This is a genomic window from Hyphobacterium sp. (genome assembly GCF_965217055.1).
Taxonomy (GTDB): domain Bacteria; phylum Pseudomonadota; class Alphaproteobacteria; order Caulobacterales; family Maricaulaceae; genus Hyphobacterium.
In genome coordinates this window covers 448,127-464,363 of sequence record NZ_OZ244227.1, presented here as the reverse complement: position 1 = coordinate 464,363, position 16,237 = coordinate 448,127, and the positions used below count along the sequence as shown (strand labels likewise).

Annotated in this window: 14 protein-coding genes; 10 read left to right on the top strand and 4 right to left on the bottom strand. The window is 62.2% G+C overall.

Annotated elements, in window-relative coordinates; translation table 11 throughout:
* Positions 1–2: 2 nt before the first annotated feature.
* Positions 3–719, top strand: a complete 717-nt coding sequence (locus ACOOFN_RS02290; protein ID WP_420433269.1) for a MotE family protein — start codon at positions 3–5, stop codon at positions 717–719.
* Entirely contained in the window at positions 703–4,092 is a 3,390-nt protein-coding gene (locus ACOOFN_RS02285) for a tetratricopeptide repeat protein (RefSeq protein ID WP_420433267.1), read from the top strand. The genes ACOOFN_RS02290 and ACOOFN_RS02285 overlap by 17 nt, the downstream gene beginning before the upstream one ends.
* On the opposite strand, the gene fliP is transcribed toward ACOOFN_RS02285, so the two are convergent.
* Positions 4,093–4,863, bottom strand: coding sequence for a flagellar type III secretion system pore protein FliP (gene fliP, locus ACOOFN_RS02280; protein WP_420433265.1), 771 nt, complete (start codon positions 4,861–4,863; stop codon positions 4,093–4,095). It lies immediately after the preceding gene.
* Complete coding sequence (locus ACOOFN_RS02275; RefSeq protein ID WP_420433263.1) at positions 4,860–5,144, bottom strand: flagellar biosynthetic protein FliO; 285 nt, start codon at positions 5,142–5,144, stop codon at positions 4,860–4,862. Before ACOOFN_RS02275 ends, fliP begins: the two co-directional genes overlap by 4 nt.
* 85 nt (positions 5,145–5,229) lie before the next feature.
* On the opposite strand from ACOOFN_RS02275, the gene ACOOFN_RS02270 reads away from it, so the two are divergent.
* Genes ACOOFN_RS02270 through fliE form a run of 3 tightly spaced genes read left to right on the top strand, consistent with a single transcriptional unit; the run spans position 5,230 to position 6,357 of the window.
* Entirely contained in the window at positions 5,230–5,607 is a 378-nt protein-coding gene (locus tag ACOOFN_RS02270; RefSeq protein WP_420433261.1) for a flagellar basal body protein, read from the top strand.
* Between the two features lie 10 nt (positions 5,608–5,617).
* Positions 5,618–6,031, top strand: coding sequence for a flagellar basal body rod protein FlgC (gene flgC, locus ACOOFN_RS02265; RefSeq protein WP_420433259.1), 414 nt, complete (start codon positions 5,618–5,620; stop codon positions 6,029–6,031).
* Between the two features lie 11 nt (positions 6,032–6,042).
* Positions 6,043–6,357: a flagellar hook-basal body complex protein FliE gene (gene fliE, locus ACOOFN_RS02260; RefSeq protein WP_420433257.1), complete on the top strand. Its 315-nt coding sequence runs from the start codon at positions 6,043–6,045 to the stop codon at positions 6,355–6,357.
* 60 nt (positions 6,358–6,417) lie between these two features.
* Here the strand turns inward: fliE and ACOOFN_RS02255 are convergent, their stop codons facing one another.
* Positions 6,418–8,319, bottom strand: a complete 1,902-nt coding sequence (locus ACOOFN_RS02255) for a DUF885 domain-containing protein (protein WP_420433255.1) — start codon at positions 8,317–8,319, stop codon at positions 6,418–6,420.
* Positions 8,320–8,325: 6 nt separating this feature from the next.
* Entirely contained in the window at positions 8,326–10,218 is a 1,893-nt protein-coding gene (locus ACOOFN_RS02250; RefSeq protein WP_420433253.1) for a DUF885 domain-containing protein, read from the bottom strand.
* 108 nt (positions 10,219–10,326) lie between these two features.
* Between ACOOFN_RS02250 and fliQ the strand changes: the two genes are divergently transcribed.
* The 5 genes from fliQ to recA all read left to right on the top strand — a co-directional run bounded on the left by fliQ (position 10,327) and on the right by recA (position 16,186).
* The gene (fliQ, locus tag ACOOFN_RS02245; protein ID WP_420433251.1) at positions 10,327–10,590 is read left to right on the top strand and encodes a flagellar biosynthesis protein FliQ; all 264 of its coding nucleotides are present in this window, start codon (positions 10,327–10,329) and stop codon (positions 10,588–10,590) included.
* Entirely contained in the window at positions 10,587–11,339 is a 753-nt protein-coding gene (fliR, locus tag ACOOFN_RS02240; RefSeq protein ID WP_420433249.1) for a flagellar biosynthetic protein FliR, read from the top strand. The genes fliQ and fliR overlap by 4 nt, the downstream gene beginning before the upstream one ends.
* Before the next feature lie 3 nt (positions 11,340–11,342).
* Positions 11,343–12,431, top strand: a complete 1,089-nt coding sequence (flhB, locus tag ACOOFN_RS02235) for a flagellar biosynthesis protein FlhB (protein ID WP_420433247.1) — start codon at positions 11,343–11,345, stop codon at positions 12,429–12,431.
* Between the two features lie 40 nt (positions 12,432–12,471).
* On the top strand, positions 12,472–14,997 hold the full coding sequence (locus tag ACOOFN_RS02230; RefSeq protein WP_420433245.1) for an ATP-binding protein: 2,526 nt from the start codon (positions 12,472–12,474) through the stop codon (positions 14,995–14,997).
* Positions 14,998–15,100: 103 nt separating this feature from the next.
* Entirely contained in the window at positions 15,101–16,186 is a 1,086-nt protein-coding gene (recA, locus tag ACOOFN_RS02225; RefSeq protein WP_420433243.1) for a recombinase RecA, read from the top strand.
* The last annotated feature ends 51 nt before the right edge of the window (positions 16,187–16,237 follow it).

Genomic DNA, 16,237 nt, shown 5'->3' with positions numbered 1-16,237 from the left:
TCATGCGTCCGGTCCGCCTCCTTGCTACGGCATCGGTACTGGCTGTCGGCCTGTTCACGCTGAAAGCCATCGAGTTCGGCGTCGACGCGGCCGACGCCTGGTCAGCGCGCGCCGAGGATCCGCCGGCGGAATCGATGGACACTGATGCGAGTGCACCGGATGAGACCGTGTCTCCGTTGGTGGAGAACAGCCTTGCGGCGCCGGTTTGTGAGACGCCGGATGCTGCCGAAACGGCGCAGGGCAGCCTGTCGCTGCGCCTCGCCAATCGCGGCTTGAGTCCGTCGGAGCAGCGCATCCTGCGATCGCTCACAGACCGAAGGAATGAGCTCGACCAGCGTGAACGCGAGCTGGATACGCGAGAACAATTGTTGCAGGCGGCCGAATTGCGTATCGACGAGCGCATCACCGAACTGCGCGCGCTGCGGGACGATATCAACTCGTTGCTGGGCACGCTGTCCGAGCAGGAGGCGGCCGAGCTTGATCGGCTGGTGGCCATATTCAACCAGATGGAGCCGGATTCGGCGGCCGAGCGGATTGCTGCGCTCGACGGGGCGACCCAGGTCCAGATCATTTCGCGGATGACGCCGCGGCAGGCCGGTCCGATCATGGCGGAGATGAATATCCGCGATGCGGCCAGCCTCTCGGCGCGGCTGGCAGCGCGGCGCGACGTTCCGGAGACCGCAGCTGAACTGGAGGCACGGCTTGAGCCTGAGGGCTAGCCTCCTTGCCGGCCTGACCGGATTGGCGGTTTGCGCCAGCGCTTACGCCGCCGAGCCGGTGACGTTTTCCGTCGAGCGGATCGGCAATACTGCGCGGATCGTCTTGGCGTACCCGGAAGCCTTCGCGAACGAACAGCCGACCGCGACAGCGGAAGTTGCGGGAGGACAGGTCGTTGTCGTGCGCATGAGCGACGCGATCGAGGGCAGCCCGACGAATATTACCGGCGAACTGGAAGACCTGATTGCCCTCGCGCGCATTGATCCGGATGGCACGGCATTGCGCCTGGCGTTGCGAAGCGGTGCTTTCGAACCGCGTGTGAGCGCATCCTACAACATGGTCGCGATCGATCTGGTTCCGGCAGGGGAGACGCCGCCAGCGCGAATCGTCTCACCGCGTGAACAGGCCGAGATCGAAGCGGCAGAAGCGGCTGCAAATGCACCGCCGCCACCCCCGCCACCAGCCTTGCCGGTCACCGTCTCCTCGGGGCAGGCCGCGGAATACACGCGGCTTGAATTCGTCTGGCCGGAGGCCGTCAGCTACGAGATCGAGCAGGACGGCGATGCCGCGCAGATTACCTTTTCAGAGCCCGCGGAAATGGATCTCTCCCAGCTTCGCGCGTCGCCGCCGCGCCTCATGGAATCGATCGCAGGTGCGCGCACCGATACTGAATTCATACTCGACATTGCCGTGGAGCCGGGCGTCAGCGTCAGGGTCTGGGACGAGGGCGCACGCATCGTCGTGGATCTGCTCGAACCGGGGGTGGGCAATCCTACAGATGTGCTTTCCGCACTGACGGCAATGGTGGAGGCCAACACAGAACGCAACGATGCAGCCGATTCCGAGGACAGCAGCGATATTGTCGAGGCGGCAACACCCGACCTTCCACCGGAAACCGAGGCGCCGGCTGACGCGCCTTTTGCCGAGGTCGAAAGTGCAGCGGTCCGGATCCCTGAGCCGGAGGCCGACGACGGCGCCCTGACGTTCAGCTTGGCCGAACGCGCCGATCCTGTACCGCCGAACGGTATCGTTCACGCCTCGGTCAGCGAGACCGAAGGCGAGTTGCAAGCGGACTTCGAATGGGCTGGCCCGGTCGGCGCTGCCGTGTTTCGCCGGGGATCAGCAATCTGGGTCGTATTTGATGCAGAAGCCGATCTCGATCTGGACGAAATCGCGCACGGTCGGCGTGGCCATGTCATTGGCTATACGGCGACGCGCGGGCGTGGCTATACGGCCGCGCGGATTGTCGTGCCAGAATCGACGCAGGCTGAGGTCTTCGCAATGGGCGCCCGCTGGCGCCTTGTATTGTCGGAACGAGTGGAATCGCCGCCTCGGCCGATTTCCGTGGAACGTGATGCCCGTCGCGGTGCCAGCGCGCGGATCCTGGTTCGGCTTGACGACATTGGTGAAACGCTCTGGGTCGACGACCCGGCCGTCGAAGACACGTTGGCGGTCATCACCTCGCGCGGATCCATCCAGGGGGCGCCGTCGCGCCGTGATTTTGTCGGCATGGCGCTCTTGCCGTCCAGTCACGGTGCCGCGATGGAAATCCTTGCCGACGATGTCGTGATGTCGGAGCAAGATGGCGTCGTGGTTTTCGCGCGACCTGACGGGCTTGTTCTGTCGCCGACATCCGACAGCGTGCTTGCATCGGGGCGGCCAAGTCTCGATTCGCCGGCCTATATGGACTTTGCCCGCTGGAGGGGAGAGGGCCGGTTCTGGTCTGAATACACGCACCTTTACCGCCAGGCGGCGAACGGAAACTCGACGGACCGGATCGCGCTGACGCGGTTTCTCCTCGGAAACGGTCTCGGGGCAGAAGCGCTCGGCATGATCGACGTTGCCATGGACCGTGATCCGGCTGTGCAGGGCGATCCACATGCCCTCGCGCTCGCCGGCGTCGCCAGTTTGACCATGGGCCGTATCGACGATGCCCACGCCGCCTTCAGCGCGCCTGAATTGCGCAATGACCCCGGGTCGGCCCCCTGGCTTGCCATGATCGCCGCGCATCGCGAGGAGTGGGAAGAAGCCAGCCGCCGCTTTGCCGCCAGCCGCGAATTTCTGTTCGACTATTCTCCCGAATGGCGTGCGCGATTCCGCGTCAAGCATGCCGAGACCGCACTGGAACTGAACGATATCGCCGCGGCGACGGAATTGCTGCGTCTTGTCGGGCAAGACAATCCCGACGAGATCACCGCGGCGCGCGCCGAATGGCTGCGCGCAAGACTGGCCGTCGCCAATGGAAATGTCGCCGATGCGATGCGGCAGCTGGAACAGCTCTCTCATTCCGGCCTGCCCCAGATCGAGGCGCTGGCGCTACTTGAGCTTTATCAGATCCAGATCGCCAACGAACTGATTGTGCCGGACGAGGCGGTCGAGGCACTGGAAATGCTGCGGTTGCGCTGGCGCGGCGACACCACGGAACTCGATACAATGACGCTTCTCGGTCAGCTTTATGTCCGCGAAGGACAATACAGCGAAGGTCTGGAGATCATGCGGACCGCAAGGGCGCAGTTTCCGGACACCCGGGCCGCGCGCCGTACCGGCCAGGAAATGGCGGAAATTTTCAACGACCTCTTTCTCGAAGGCGCTGCCGATCGGATGGATCCGATCGAGGCGGTCGCCCTGTTCTACGAGCATTCCTACCTGACCCCGATCGGCAGTGATGGTGACCGCATGATCCGGCGGCTAGCTGACCGGCTGGTCGCATTCGACTTGCTGGAACCGGCCGCGCAATTGTTGGCGCACCAGGTCAATGAGCGGCTGCGCGAGCCGGCAGCCCGCGCGCGTGTCGGTACCGATCTCGCCGTCATCTACCTCATGGACCACCGCCCGAGCGAGGCATTGACGGTCATCCGCTCGACGCGCGTCGCCGGCCTGCGCTCCGAGCTCGTTGACGAGCGCCGCATACTCGAAGCGCGGGCCTTGTCCGAACTGGGCCGCCATGACCATGCCCTGGAATTGATCGAGCGCGATACGAGCGAACGCGCCCGCCGGTTGCGTGCCGACGTTGCCTGGGCGCGCCGCGACTGGCCGGATGCTGGCCGCCGCATCGAGGCAGCGCTCGCCGATCGCTGGAATCAGGGTGGGAATCTGACGATGGACGAGCAAGCGGATGTCTTGCGGGCGGCCATCGCCTATAATCTGGCCGGCGACCGGGATGCCCTTGCACGGCTGACTGGCCGCTATGGCGCGATGATGGCGGAAACCGACGAAGCCGATTCCTTTTCCGTGCTGACCAGCCGAAATGCAACGTCGGGCGATACGCGGATCGGCGATCTGGCACGGCAGATTGCGGGCGTCGATACGCTGGACGCTTTCATGGGCCGTTTCCGGGAAAGGTTCGCTGAAGACCCGGCGGCCGACCCTGCCTGATCAGCCCGGCGGCGTGACCGTTGCAAAACTCTGAACCAGAGAGCCGGTCACCAGCCGCCAGCCATCCACCAGTACGAAGAAAATCAGCTTGAACGGCAGCGAGATGACGATCGGTGGCAGCATCATCATGCCCATCGACATCAGGATCGAAGCCACGACCAGGTCAATGATCAAGAAGGGTATGAACAACAGGAAACCGATCTCGAAAGCCCGTCGCAGCTCGGAGATCATGAAGGCCGGCGCGACCACATGAAATGGCGTTTCCTGTGCGCTGGCCGGCGGTTCTCCGTCCATGAAGCCGATAAACAGCCCCAGATCGTCTTCGCGCGTATGTGCCAGCATGAAGGTTTTTACCGGACCGCTTGAGGCCTCGAAGGCTTCCGTCAGCTCCAGTTCGCCATCCAGCAATGGACGGATCCCGTCCTCGTAGGACTGGCTGAAAACGGGTGCCATGATGAAGCCGGTCAGAAAGATCGCCAGCGAGATCAAAACCGCGTTCGGCGGGCTCTGCTGCAGCCCGACCGCCGTGCGCAAGAGTGACAGGACCACCACGATCCGCACAAAGGATGTGGTCATGATGACGATGGACGGCGCCAGCGACAGCACCGTCAACAGCGCCATCAGCTGCAGGACACGTTCCGTCAGCGTGCCTTCATCGCCGAGATCGAGCGATATGCCGGGCCCACCCGGCGCCGCGGCCCAGGCGCCGCCCGCGACCAATACGAAAGCGCTCGCGAGCGCGGCGAGTCCTGCCCACTGCCGCGCGGTCATTTAGAGACCTCCGGCGTCCCATGCAGCACTTGCTCTCCGGACGCGCCAAGCAGCAGCACCTGCTCATGACCGTCGATCTCGACAATGACAATGCGCCGGCGCGGATCCAGCACCAGGGTCTCGACAACCTTCATTCGCCGATCGCGCTTGACGCCAGGCATCTGTCCGCGAGCCAACCCGGCGATGATGCCGGTCAGCCAGCCCTGCCGTGTGCCCAAGGCGAACAGGCCGAGCAGGCCGAGAACGACCGCAAGCGCGGCGATGTATCGGGCGGAATCCATAACGTCCAAACCGGCAATTCCTTCCTGCTTAACGCGGCGTTAAGCGGCGCAGCCCAGCTTCTTCTCCAACAGGCCGGAGTAGAAAATGAGTCTGGACAACGCGCCAACACTGGCAATCTTGCGTGAGTCGATGGCTTTTCACAGCCAGCGGCATGACTTGCTCACACGCAATATCGCCAATGCAAATACGCCGGGTTACACGCCGCAGGACTTGTCGCGGGCGGACTTCCACCGTGCACTGCAAGCCGAATTGCGCGGTTCCACGAGCGAATCCGTCGGCGCACGGCAATACGAATCCCATAACGCACCCGACAGCGAGACCACGATCAACGGCAATTCCGTCGTGCTCGAGGAACAGTTGGTCAGGGCCCAGGAAAACCGGATTCAGTACGAGACCGCCTTGTCCCTTTACGAGAAGAGTCTTGGCCTGATGCGCATGGCAGCGCGCCCGGCCGGACGCTAGGAACGACTAGATGAGTGATCCCTCTGATGCCCTTTCGGTTGCTGCGGCCGGCTTGCGCGCCCAGTCAGCGAGAATGCGGATCATCGCCGAGAACCTGGCCAACGCGGAATCCACCGCGCAGACACCCGGCGGCGAACCCTATCGCCGACAGCTCCCGGTCTTCGAGGCCGAGCTGGATCGCGCGACCGGACTGGAGACGGTTCGGATGGCCCGCGCCACCCAGGACATGTCGGATTTCAGGATCGTGCACGAACCGGGGCATCCTGCCGCCGATGCGGACGGCTACGTGCTCTATCCGAACGTCAACTCGCTCATCGAGATGATGGACATGCGCGAAGCTCAGCGCTCCTACGAGGCCAATCTCAACATGGTGGAATCCAGTCGGCGCATGATGGAACGCGCGCTGGATCTGCTGCGCCGATAGGGGGCTAGAAGATGGCCATGGAACTGGCAGGAATACGCGCTTACCAGCAGGCAGCTCAGGCCGCCGGCCAGGCGGCCGCTGGACAGCAGCCGGCGACCGAGACCGCCGGCCAGAAATTCACCGAAATGGTGCAGGGCGCACTCGAGTCGACGAACGCCTCCCTGGTCCAGGCCGAGCAGATGACCGCCAGCGCGGCTGTTGGCGAAGCCGAGCTTGTCGATGTCGTCACTGCCGTTGCAGCCGCCGAAGTTCAGCTCGAGACTGTCATGGCGGTCCGCGACGAGGTCATCCGCGCCTATAACGACATTCTGAAAATGCCGATCTAGCGACTGGCGCCACACGGCGACACGAAGCTGGACACTCCTTCGTTGCGGAAACGGGACCGGCTATTCTTCTTCCGCCTGTGTCTGCGCGATCCACGCCTCGACGCGCTCTTCCAGCATGGACAGCGGCATCGCGCCCTGGGTCAGCACGACATCGTGGAACCCGCCCATGGTGAAGTTGTCGCCGAGCGTTTCCTGCGCCTCCGAACGCAGACGCAGGATCTCGTTCATGCCGATTTTGTAGGCCGTCGCCTGACCCGGAATGACGATATAGCGGTCGATCGCGTTCTGGATGTCACCTTGTGGATTTGGCGTGTTCTCGGTGAGGTAGTCGACCGCCTCCTCGCGCGTCCAGCGATAATGGTGCAGCCCGGTATCGACCACCAGCCGGCAGGCCCGCCACAGCTCCATCGCGAGCCGGCCGAAATTCGAGTAGGGGTCCTCGTAGAAGCCCATTTCCAGCGGCAGATATTCGGAGTAGAGCCCCCAGCCTTCGGTGTAGGCCGTCACGCCGCCAAAACGCCGGAAGGACGGGATGCCCTCGAGTTCCTGCATGATGGCCAGCTGCATGTGGTGGCCGGGAATGCCCTCGTGATACGCCAGCGCCTCCATCTGGTAGGTCGGCATGTCCGCCATATCGCGCAGATTGGCGTAATAGCGTCCTGGACGGGAGCCATCCTCGGCCGGCCGGTTATAGAACGCCTTGCCGGCAGAGGCCTCGCGGAAAGGCTCTACCCGCACGACTTCCAGGTCGGCTTCCGGGAAAGTGTTGAAATAGGCCGGTAAGGATTCCCGCATCTCGTCGATGATGCGCGTCGCTTCAGCGAGATAATCCGCGCGGCCCTCATCCGTATTGGGATAATAGAATTGCGCATCGGTGCGCATGAATTCGAAGAATTCCTGGAGCGTACCCTCGAAGCCGACTTCAGCCATGATGTCGCGCATCTCGCCATGGATACGCTCGACTTCTGCCAGCCCGAGTTCGTGAATCTCCTGCGGCGTCATGTCGGTGGTCGTATAGCCTTCCAGCATGAAGGCGTAATAGTCGCCGCCATCCGGCATCGTCCACGCACCGTCATTTTCGGACGCTTCGGCTTCCATCGCCTCGAACATGGATATCATCCGTTCGTAGGCCGGTTGCACGACGCCTGTGAGGGCGGCTTCGGCTTCGCCGATCAGCCGTGCTTCTTCATCATCAGAGATTTCGAGCCCCCCGACCTTGCGCCGGAAGTCGGCCATCAGCGGCGAATCTGGACCGTCATCGAAAGGGTGGCCGCTGATGATATTGCGCGCCGTCGCGATCATCGGGGCATAAGTCCAGCGCGCCGTGCGTACGCCCATGTCATAAGCACGCTGGGCATTCGCCATGGACTGATCGAGAAAATCGCCGGTGCCGTTCAGGCGGCCGATATAGGCTTCGGCATCCGACAGCGAACTGACACGGTGCTGGCCGATCAGGAAGGACGCGACAAAACTGTGCGGACCCGCGCGCGGCGTGAAAATGTAGCCATGGTCCTGCCAGCGTTCGCCTTCGACCTGGCGCTCGACATTGCGCTCGAACATGTGCCACGAGATCTGTGCCGATTCATCGAGCTGATCGAAATCGAACTGCGACCGCATCTCGGCGAGATTGGCTTGCGCAATGCGTATCGTTTCCGCCTGGAATTCCGGCGAGACATCGTTCCACTGATCGTAATCGGTGCGCCGGCCGAGAAAGGTCTGGGAGACCGGAAAGCGATCGAGATTAGCCTCGAACACGTCCTCAAACCAGGCGTTCAGCCGCGCCGATTCCGTGCCGTCCGTATCGTCATTATCGACGGCGTTCGGACTGGCATTGTCGTTGGCAGCTGATTCTTGGGAATCCGCCGGCCGCGGATCGTTGGCGGCCGGTTCGGGAGCCGGATTGCAGGCGGCCACAAGGGTCGCGAGCGATACCGATGCGAGAAATGCAGATAACCGCGTCATGGCTGTCTACTCCGCAGCTTGCGCATCAGCGATGTAGGCATCGACGAGCTCGCTGAGCAGCGTCAGTGGCACTGCGCCATTGCTGAGCACGACATCGTGGAACTCGCCATAGTCGAAGGCCTCGCCCAGGGCATCCATCGCCCGCTGGCGCAATTCGAGAATCGTCAACATGCCGGTCTTGTAGGAGATCGCCTGACCCGGCCAGACAATATAGCGCCGGACCTCATTGCGGATATCGCCTTCGGTCATCGGCGTGTTCTCCAGCATGTAGTCCATCGCTTCCTGTTCGCTCCAGTCATAGTGATGGATGCCGGTATCGACGACCATGCGCGCGGCCCGGAACACCTCATAGCTCAGCCGGCCGAAATCCTGGTACGGATCCGTGAAGAAGCCCATGTCCTTGCCGAGATTTTCCGAGTAGAGCGCCCAGCCTTCACCATAGGCCGAAAACCAGGTGACGCGCTGGAACATCGGCACATTCTCGAGTTCCTGGCTGATCGCGACCTGCATGTGGTGTCCGGGATTGCCCTCGTGATAGGCGAGCGTCTCCATCTGGTAGACGGGCAATTCCTGCATCTGCGAGAGGTTGACGTAGTAAGCCCCCGGCGCGGAGCCATCGAGTGGGCCGGGCTCGTAGAAGGCGCCGGTCGCGGTCTCGATCCGGTAGTCTTCAACCGCACGGACCTCGAGTTCGGCCTGCGGCAGCCGGCCGAAATAGTCGGGGAGCTCTTCGGTGATCGCGTCGATCATCGCCGTGGCTTCATCCAGATAGCGTTGGCGTCCCTCCTCGGTGTTGTCGTAATAGAACTGGTCGTCAGTGCGCATGAATTCGAAGAATTCCTGCAACGTGCCCTCGAAGCCGACCTCCACCATGATATCGCGCATCTCGCCGTGAATGCGATCGACTTCTGCGAGGCCGGTATTGTGGACCCATTCCGCATCGAGGTCATCGCGTGTCGTGAAATTCGCGACCTGTGCAGCATAAAAGGCTTCGCCGCGCGGCAGTCGAGAAACACCGTCGACTTCCAGAGACTCCGCCATCTCCGCATGCTCGCCCATCACGGCGATGAGCCGTTCATAAGCGGGACCCACGCTGTCGGTCAGAGCAGTTCGGGCGCGCTCGCGCAGCGCATCGGCTTCTGCGTCGTCGAGTTCAAGACCATCCAGCTTGGTATTGAAGTCGGCCCACAACGGCGAATCTGCACCGCTGTCGTCAAAGGGGGCGCCGGTGATCATGCCGCGGGCCGTGTTGATGACCGTCGGGTAGGCGAAGGCTGGCGGAAGTATGCCTCGCTGTGCACGTTCGTCCGCCTGGTCGATGATCGTGTTCATCGCCGGCCCGAATCCATCAAGCCGCCGCACATACGCGTCGGCGTCGTCGGCATCGCTGATGCGGTGATACCCGATCAGCATAGACGGCGCATTGCTGTGCGGGCCGAAGAACTGGGTGAAAATGTAATTGTGATCCCAGAACTCGCCTTGCGCGAGCTGGTTCTCCTGCACGAATTCGAAGAAGCGATAACTGACCTGTGCTTCCGGCGTTAGCGCGTCAAAATCGAAATCGCTGCGCAGCGTGTCGAGATAGCCGCGAGCTCGTTCCTGACCGGCTTCGAACGCCTCGCGTGATGGATCATCCCATTGGCCGTAGGCTTCCGTGTTGTCGGTAAGCCCCAGGAATGTCTGGGTCTGCGGGCTGAAAGCCAATTCGGCCTGGAAGACTTCGTCGAAAAACGCCATCAGGCGTTCGCTCTCCGACTGGGTTTCGACTTCGCTGGCACCCGTTTCCGCTGCGGTTTCGCCGGCGGGCGCGGTGTTGTTGGCCTCGATTTCGTCAGTCGTGGATTGCGAACAGGCGGCCAGCAGCGCGAATGCGCTGACGCCGATCAAAAACTCTTTCATGTATTCCTCCCCAGGAAGCGGGCGTTTACTTTCGTTGACTCTTTCTTAACGCGAACGGCGGGAGCGTAAACTCACGAAACTGTAACCCTAGCTATGCGGAGAAGCCGCATGACCGGACCGGAAGTCCTCGACATTGCGCGCGATTCAATCTGGCTGATGCTCGCCATGGCCGCGCCGATCATGCTGATTGGCCTCGCCGTTGGTGTTGTCATCGCGTTGTTTCAGGCGCTGACCCAGGTTCAGGAAATGACGCTGGTCTTCGTGCCCAAGATTATCGCGATATTTGTCGCCCTGTTGATCTTCTTGCCGATGATGGGCGCCTTGATGTCAGCCTTCATGAACAGCATTTTCGACCGGATTGTCGGCGTATGATCGCAGACCCGCTGCTCCTGGTTTTTGCCGGTGCACTGATCTTCGCCCGGCTCGGTGCCATTCTCATGCTTTTGCCCGGCTTTGGCGAAGGCAGCATCCCGCCGCGCATCCGCTTGTCCTTTGCCCTGCTGTTTGCTTTGGCGCTCGGACCCATTCTGGCCAGCGAGCTTCCTGCGGTGCCCGAACAGCCGATGCGGATTGCCGGCCTGATCATCACCGAGGTCGCTATCGGGCTGATGATCGGTGCGGTCGCGCGCATGTTCATGGCGTCAGCGTCTGTCGCGGGTCAGGTCATCGGTCAGCAAAGCGGCCTGGCGATGGCGCAGTTCTTCGACCCGTCCCAGGGTCAGCAAGGCGCCCTGATGTCGACCTTCCTGAACCTCACCTTCCTGGTCCTGCTGATGGTGACGAACACACATCACCTTCTGCTGCAGGCGGCCCAGGGCTCCTACATGCTGTTTCCGATCGGCGAATTGCCGATGATCGAGGATGCCGCGCAATGGGCGCTCGGCGCATTCGCCGACGCCTTCACGATCGGCGTCCAGATGGCGTCACCGCTCATCGTGTTCGGTCTCGTTTTCTATTTCGGTCTCGGAATCCTGTCGCGACTGATGCCGCAGGCGCAGATCTTCTTCATTGCCATGCCGTCCAACATCATGGCCGGCCTGTTCATTACATCGATCGCGCTGGGCGCGATGGCCACGCTTTGGCTCTCGCGCATCGAGCGGTTTGCCGTGGAGTTCAACTAAGCCATGGCTGAAGACCAGGACGAAAGCCAGAAGACCGAGGAACCGACCCAGCGGCGCCTGCAGGACGCGCGCAAGAAAGGCGATGTTCCCAAATCGCAGGAAATTCCCGGCTGGTTCGTGCTCGCCTCGGGCCTGGTCGTGATAGGCCTTATGGCGCCGCCGGCAGCGCGGTCCTTGTCAGGAGATCTCAGCCTGTTCCTTGGCAATGCCCATGCCCTGAGCCTTGAGCCGGCAGCCCTGCGCGCCGAGAGCCTCGCTTTGGCCTGGCGTGTCGTCGCTGCCACCGGGCTGGCATTCGGCGTTATCGCCATTGCAGGTCTCGCAGGACATCTGATGCAGACCGGGTTGATGTTCACGACCGAGAAAATGCAGCCCAAGCTCTCCAAGCTGAATCCCGCCGAAGGCGTGAAGCGCATGTTTGGTCCCCAAGGCTTTGCCAATTTCCTCAAGGGTGTCGGCAAGCTGGGCATCGTGTCCGCGGCGGTCTTCGTTGTGATCTGGCCGAAGCGCACAGAGCTTGCGGGCATGCCGATGCTCGACTTGTCGGCCTTGCTCGACGTCATCCTGACCAACGTGTTGCTGGTTCTGATAGCCGCGCTGGTGGCCTATGCCTTCATTGCGGCTGCTGACTTCGTTTTCCAGCGACAGAGCTTCATGAAGCGCAACCGGATGTCGCGGCGCGAGATCAAGGACGAACTCAAGCAGAGTGAGGGCGACCCGCAAGTGCGCGCACGGTTGCGTCAGATTCGTCAGGAGCGGGCCAACAAGCGCATGATGGCTGCGGTGCCCGACGCCACCGTCGTCATCACCAATCCGACTCACTTCGCCGTCGCACTCAAATACGAACAGGGGGAAACCCCTGCGCCGGTCTGTCTCGCCAAGGGCGTCGACCAGGTGGCCCTCAACATTCGCGAACTGGCCGAGGAAAACGATGTGCCGATTGTCGAGGACCCACCCCTCGCACGCGCCCTGTTTGCCAGTGTGGAAGTCGACGAAACCATACCGGCAGAGCATTTCCAGGCCGTCGCCAAGGTCATCGGCTACGTGCTGACACTCTCCGGAAAACGCGCACAAAAACCGCAACCGGGTTAGACTTGAGGAAGCGGGCGATGATTCGCACAAGGACAAGCAAATGGCCGATCTGACAGAACCCGTTGAAACCATGAAACCGGCATTTCTATCGCCCGGTCTGAGACGCGGATTGCAATGGGTCATCGGGCTCGGCGTGTTGAGCGTTTCGGCCGTTGCGCTGTTTGCGGCTTCGGCCATGGTCTGGAACGGTTTCATTCTGCTTTGCGGCATCGCGATCGCGGCGTTCGGCATGCTGTACGCGCTCGCCGCCGGCGAGGCTGCCGGGCGGTCGATGAAGGAAAAGGCCGAACGCTACAAGGAACCAGGTCCCGCCGGTCTCGCGCTCGAAGCGCTGGAGACGCTGGAGGATCCGATGCTGGTGACCGACCGCCGTGGTGCCGTGCGCTGGGGCAATGCCGCCTATCGGGACCTGGCAATGCGATTCTCGTCGACCGGGCAGGCGCAGACCCTGCCGGCTCTGGAACGCATCTGGGCTGCCAGTGGCGATGGCGCGATCTACCGCCTCGCACGTGCCGCGCGGAAGGGCGAGGTCGCGCGCGAGCGACTGCCCGATCTGCCGGGCGAAAGCGGCCAGCTGCGTTACTGCATCGAGGCGAGGCCTTCCGGCAAGGAGCATATTTCCTGGCGCCTGATGCCGGTCTTTGAGGAGACGAGTGCCGCCGGCTCGGTTCCGACCGCCGACTGGAGCGACCTTTCGCCAGTAGGACTGTTTTCGCTATCCGCGAAGGCGGAACTGGTGGCGGCCAATGCGACATTCCGCAATTGGCTCGGACTGGCACCGGAGGATCCGTTGCCGAAACTGTCGGATATCATACCGAAAGACACGGTACGGACGCTCGAGAATTCCCGCGATGACGAAGATGTATGCCGGTTTGATGTGCGGCTCTCGGGACGCGACGGCATCGAGACCGATGCCGTCATCACCCTGCGCTGGGACGATGCGAAAAAGGGCGGCGCCCGGGGCGTCATTTATGGTCTGACCGCGACCGGAACGCCTGCAGGTGTTGCCCAGGCGATTTCCGGCGCCACCGGCGGAAAGGCCGGCAGGACGCTGGACGACATGTTCGCAGCCGCGCCGTTCGGCGTTGCCCGCCTTTCGGGATCGAATCCCGCCAGCGCCGTGATCGAGGACGTCAATTCTGCGCTCGTGCAGATGTCGGGAGGCAAGGCCAAGTCCGGCATAGTATTTGCCGATCTGTTCGACTGGAGCGGCGGCCGTCAGGCAGCAGAAATATTCGAGACCGCTTCACGCAAGGGCGAGCCGGCAGAAGCCGTGCTCAGGACCGACCCGCCGGTTGATATCCGGCTGGTTTTCTCTCCGGCCAAGGGTGGCAAGCGCGCGGCCTACATGATCGACGTCACACACTGGAAAGAGCTCGAGCAACAGCTCAGCCAGGGCAACAAGATGCAGGCCGTTGGCCAGCTCGCGGGCGGTGTCGCGCATGACTTCAACAATCTGCTGACGGCGATCCGCCTCAATGTCGACGAACTGCTCGGCCGCCACCCGGTTGGCGATCCGTCCTACGGTGAGCTGCAGGTCATCAACCAGACGGTCGCCCGCGCCGCGGGACTGGTGAAGAAACTGCTCGCTTTCTCGCGCAAGCAAACCTTCCGCATGGAAGCGCTGGACGTCGCCGACGTGTTGTCTGATTTCACAGTGCTCCTGCGCCAGATCCTTGAGGAAACCGTCAAGCTCGACATCGTTCATGGCCGCGACGTGCCGCCCATACGCGCCGATAAGGGACAACTCGAAACCGCGATCATGAACCTCGCTGCCAATGCCCGCGACGCCATGCGGGAGAGCGGTGGAGGGACACTGACCATCCGCACTTCGGCGGTCACTGCCGATGACGTGCTGGCGGCTGGCGCTCCAGACGTCGAGCCGGGCGAGTGGGTCCAGATCGAGGTGATCGACGAAGGCACCGGCATGGACGAAGCCACCCAGCAGAAGATTTTCGAGCCCTTCTTTACCACCAAGGCCGTAGGGCAGGGGACCGGTCTCGGTCTGGCCACCGTTTACGGTATCGTCAAGCAATCGGGCGGATTCCTTTATGTGGACTCCGAACTGGGCAAGGGATCGACTTTCCGCATCTTCCTGCCGGCGCACAGCGGCGTTGCGGAGACCGCACCCGCAGCGATCGAGAAGCCGAAGGGCGACGTCAAACCCGCCGATCTTGCCGGAAAGGGCCGCATTCTGCTGGTCGAGGACGAAAGCGCGGTCCGCACCATTGCTGCCAAGACGCTGGCTAAACGCGGTTATGAAGTCGTCGAAGCGGCGGATGGCGAAGAGGCGTACGACATTCTCACTGATGACGAGGACGGGTTCGATTTGCTGGTCTCCGATGTCGTGATGCCGGGGCTCGACGGGCCGGGCTTGCTGGAGAAGGCAGCCGACCTGCTTGGGGACACCCGCGTCATTTTCATTTCCGGCTACGCCGAGGAACAGTTCTCTGACACGCTGTCGCGCGACCGCGATATCTCCTTCCTGCCTAAGCCATTCACGCTCACACAGCTGGCAGAACGGGTGAAGGCGGTATTGAATGGCGACATGCAGAACGCCGCTTGAAGCTCTTTACCCGGCAAAATGTTCCCCTTGCGTTCCGCGAACAAAACCGGTACATATCGCTTCATTGCTCCCCGGTCGGGGACATGAAATAAGGGGATTAGGCATGGCCAAAGCAGCGATTCGACTGGTGAGCAACGTGGACACGAACAAGAAAAAGGCGCTGGACGCCGCACTGTCACAAATTGACCGCGCATTCGGCAAGGGCTCGGTCATGAAGCTGGGCGAGCGCCCGGACATGGATATCGAGGCCGTCCCCACCGGATCGCTCGGCCTGGATATCGCGCTTGGCGTCGGCGGTTTGCCGAAGGGCCGCATCATCGAGATTTACGGTCCCGAATCCTCGGGCAAGACGACACTCGCCCTGCATTGCGTGGCCGAGTGCCAGAAGCGTGGCGGCGTCGCCGCTTTCGTGGATGCCGAACACGCGCTTGACCCGGTCTATGCCGGCAAGCTCGGGGTCGATGTCGGTGAATTGCTGGTCTCGCAACCCGATGCCGGCGAACAGGCCCTCGAGATTGCCGACACGCTGGTCCGTTCCGGCGCTGTTGACGTGCTGGTGATCGATTCGGTTGCGGCCCTGACCCCGCGTGCCGAGCTTGAGGGCGAGATGGGCGACAGCTTGCCCGGTCTGCAAGCCCGGCTGATGAGCCAGGCTCTGCGCAAGCTCACCGGCTCGATCTCGAAATCGCATTGCATGGTCATCTTCATCAATCAGATCCGCATGAAGATCGGCGTGATGTTCGGGTCGCCGGAAACCACGACCGGCGGCAATGCGCTGAAATTCTATTCATCGGTCCGCCTCGACATCCGGCGTATCGGACAGATCAAGAACCGCGACGAGGTGATCGGCAACCAGACCCGCGTCAAGGTCGTCAAGAACAAGGTCGCGCCGCCTTTCCGCGAGGTCGAGTTTGACATCCTCTATGGCGAGGGCATTTCCAAGATGGGTGAGATCCTCGATCTCGGCGTGAAGGGCAATGTCATCGAGAAGTCCGGGTCCTGGTATTCCTATGACTCCGAGCGGATCGGCCAGGGCCGCGAGAATGCGCGCAAATTCCTGCTCGACAATCCCGACATTGCCAGTGCGATCGAATCCAAGGTCCGCGCCAATGCCGGACTGATCGCCGAGGAGATGCTGGTCGGCCCGTCCGAAGAGGACGGCGCGGAAGACATCGCCGACGCTGGCTAGCGCGCCGAACGAAACTTTCTTCCGTCATTATTTTCTGCATTGCAGCAACGG

Bases quoted from the DNA above. Each gene is read 5' to 3' on its own strand.
- ACOOFN_RS02290 (WP_420433269.1), top strand. From the start codon at position 3: ATGCGTCCGGTCCGCCTCCTTGCTACGGCATCGGTACTGGCTGTCGGC.
- fliP (WP_420433265.1), bottom strand. From the start codon at position 4,863: ATGACCGCGCGGCAGTGGGCAGGACTCGCCGCGCTCGCGAGCGCTTTC.
- ACOOFN_RS02275 (WP_420433263.1), bottom strand. From the start codon at position 5,144: ATGGATTCCGCCCGATACATCGCCGCGCTTGCGGTCGTTCTCGGCCTG.
- ACOOFN_RS02270 (WP_420433261.1), top strand. From the start codon at position 5,230: ATGAGTCTGGACAACGCGCCAACACTGGCAATCTTGCGTGAGTCGATG.
- flgC (WP_420433259.1), top strand. From the start codon at position 5,618: ATGAGTGATCCCTCTGATGCCCTTTCGGTTGCTGCGGCCGGCTTGCGC.
- fliE (WP_420433257.1), top strand. From the start codon at position 6,043: ATGGCCATGGAACTGGCAGGAATACGCGCTTACCAGCAGGCAGCTCAG.
- ACOOFN_RS02255 (WP_420433255.1), bottom strand. From the start codon at position 8,319: ATGACGCGGTTATCTGCATTTCTCGCATCGGTATCGCTCGCGACCCTT.
- ACOOFN_RS02250 (WP_420433253.1), bottom strand. From the start codon at position 10,218: ATGAAAGAGTTTTTGATCGGCGTCAGCGCATTCGCGCTGCTGGCCGCC.
- fliQ (WP_420433251.1), top strand. From the start codon at position 10,327: ATGACCGGACCGGAAGTCCTCGACATTGCGCGCGATTCAATCTGGCTG.
- fliR (WP_420433249.1), top strand. From the start codon at position 10,587: ATGATCGCAGACCCGCTGCTCCTGGTTTTTGCCGGTGCACTGATCTTC.
- flhB (WP_420433247.1), top strand. From the start codon at position 11,343: ATGGCTGAAGACCAGGACGAAAGCCAGAAGACCGAGGAACCGACCCAG.
- ACOOFN_RS02230 (WP_420433245.1), top strand. From the start codon at position 12,472: ATGGCCGATCTGACAGAACCCGTTGAAACCATGAAACCGGCATTTCTA.
- recA (WP_420433243.1), top strand. From the start codon at position 15,101: ATGGCCAAAGCAGCGATTCGACTGGTGAGCAACGTGGACACGAACAAG.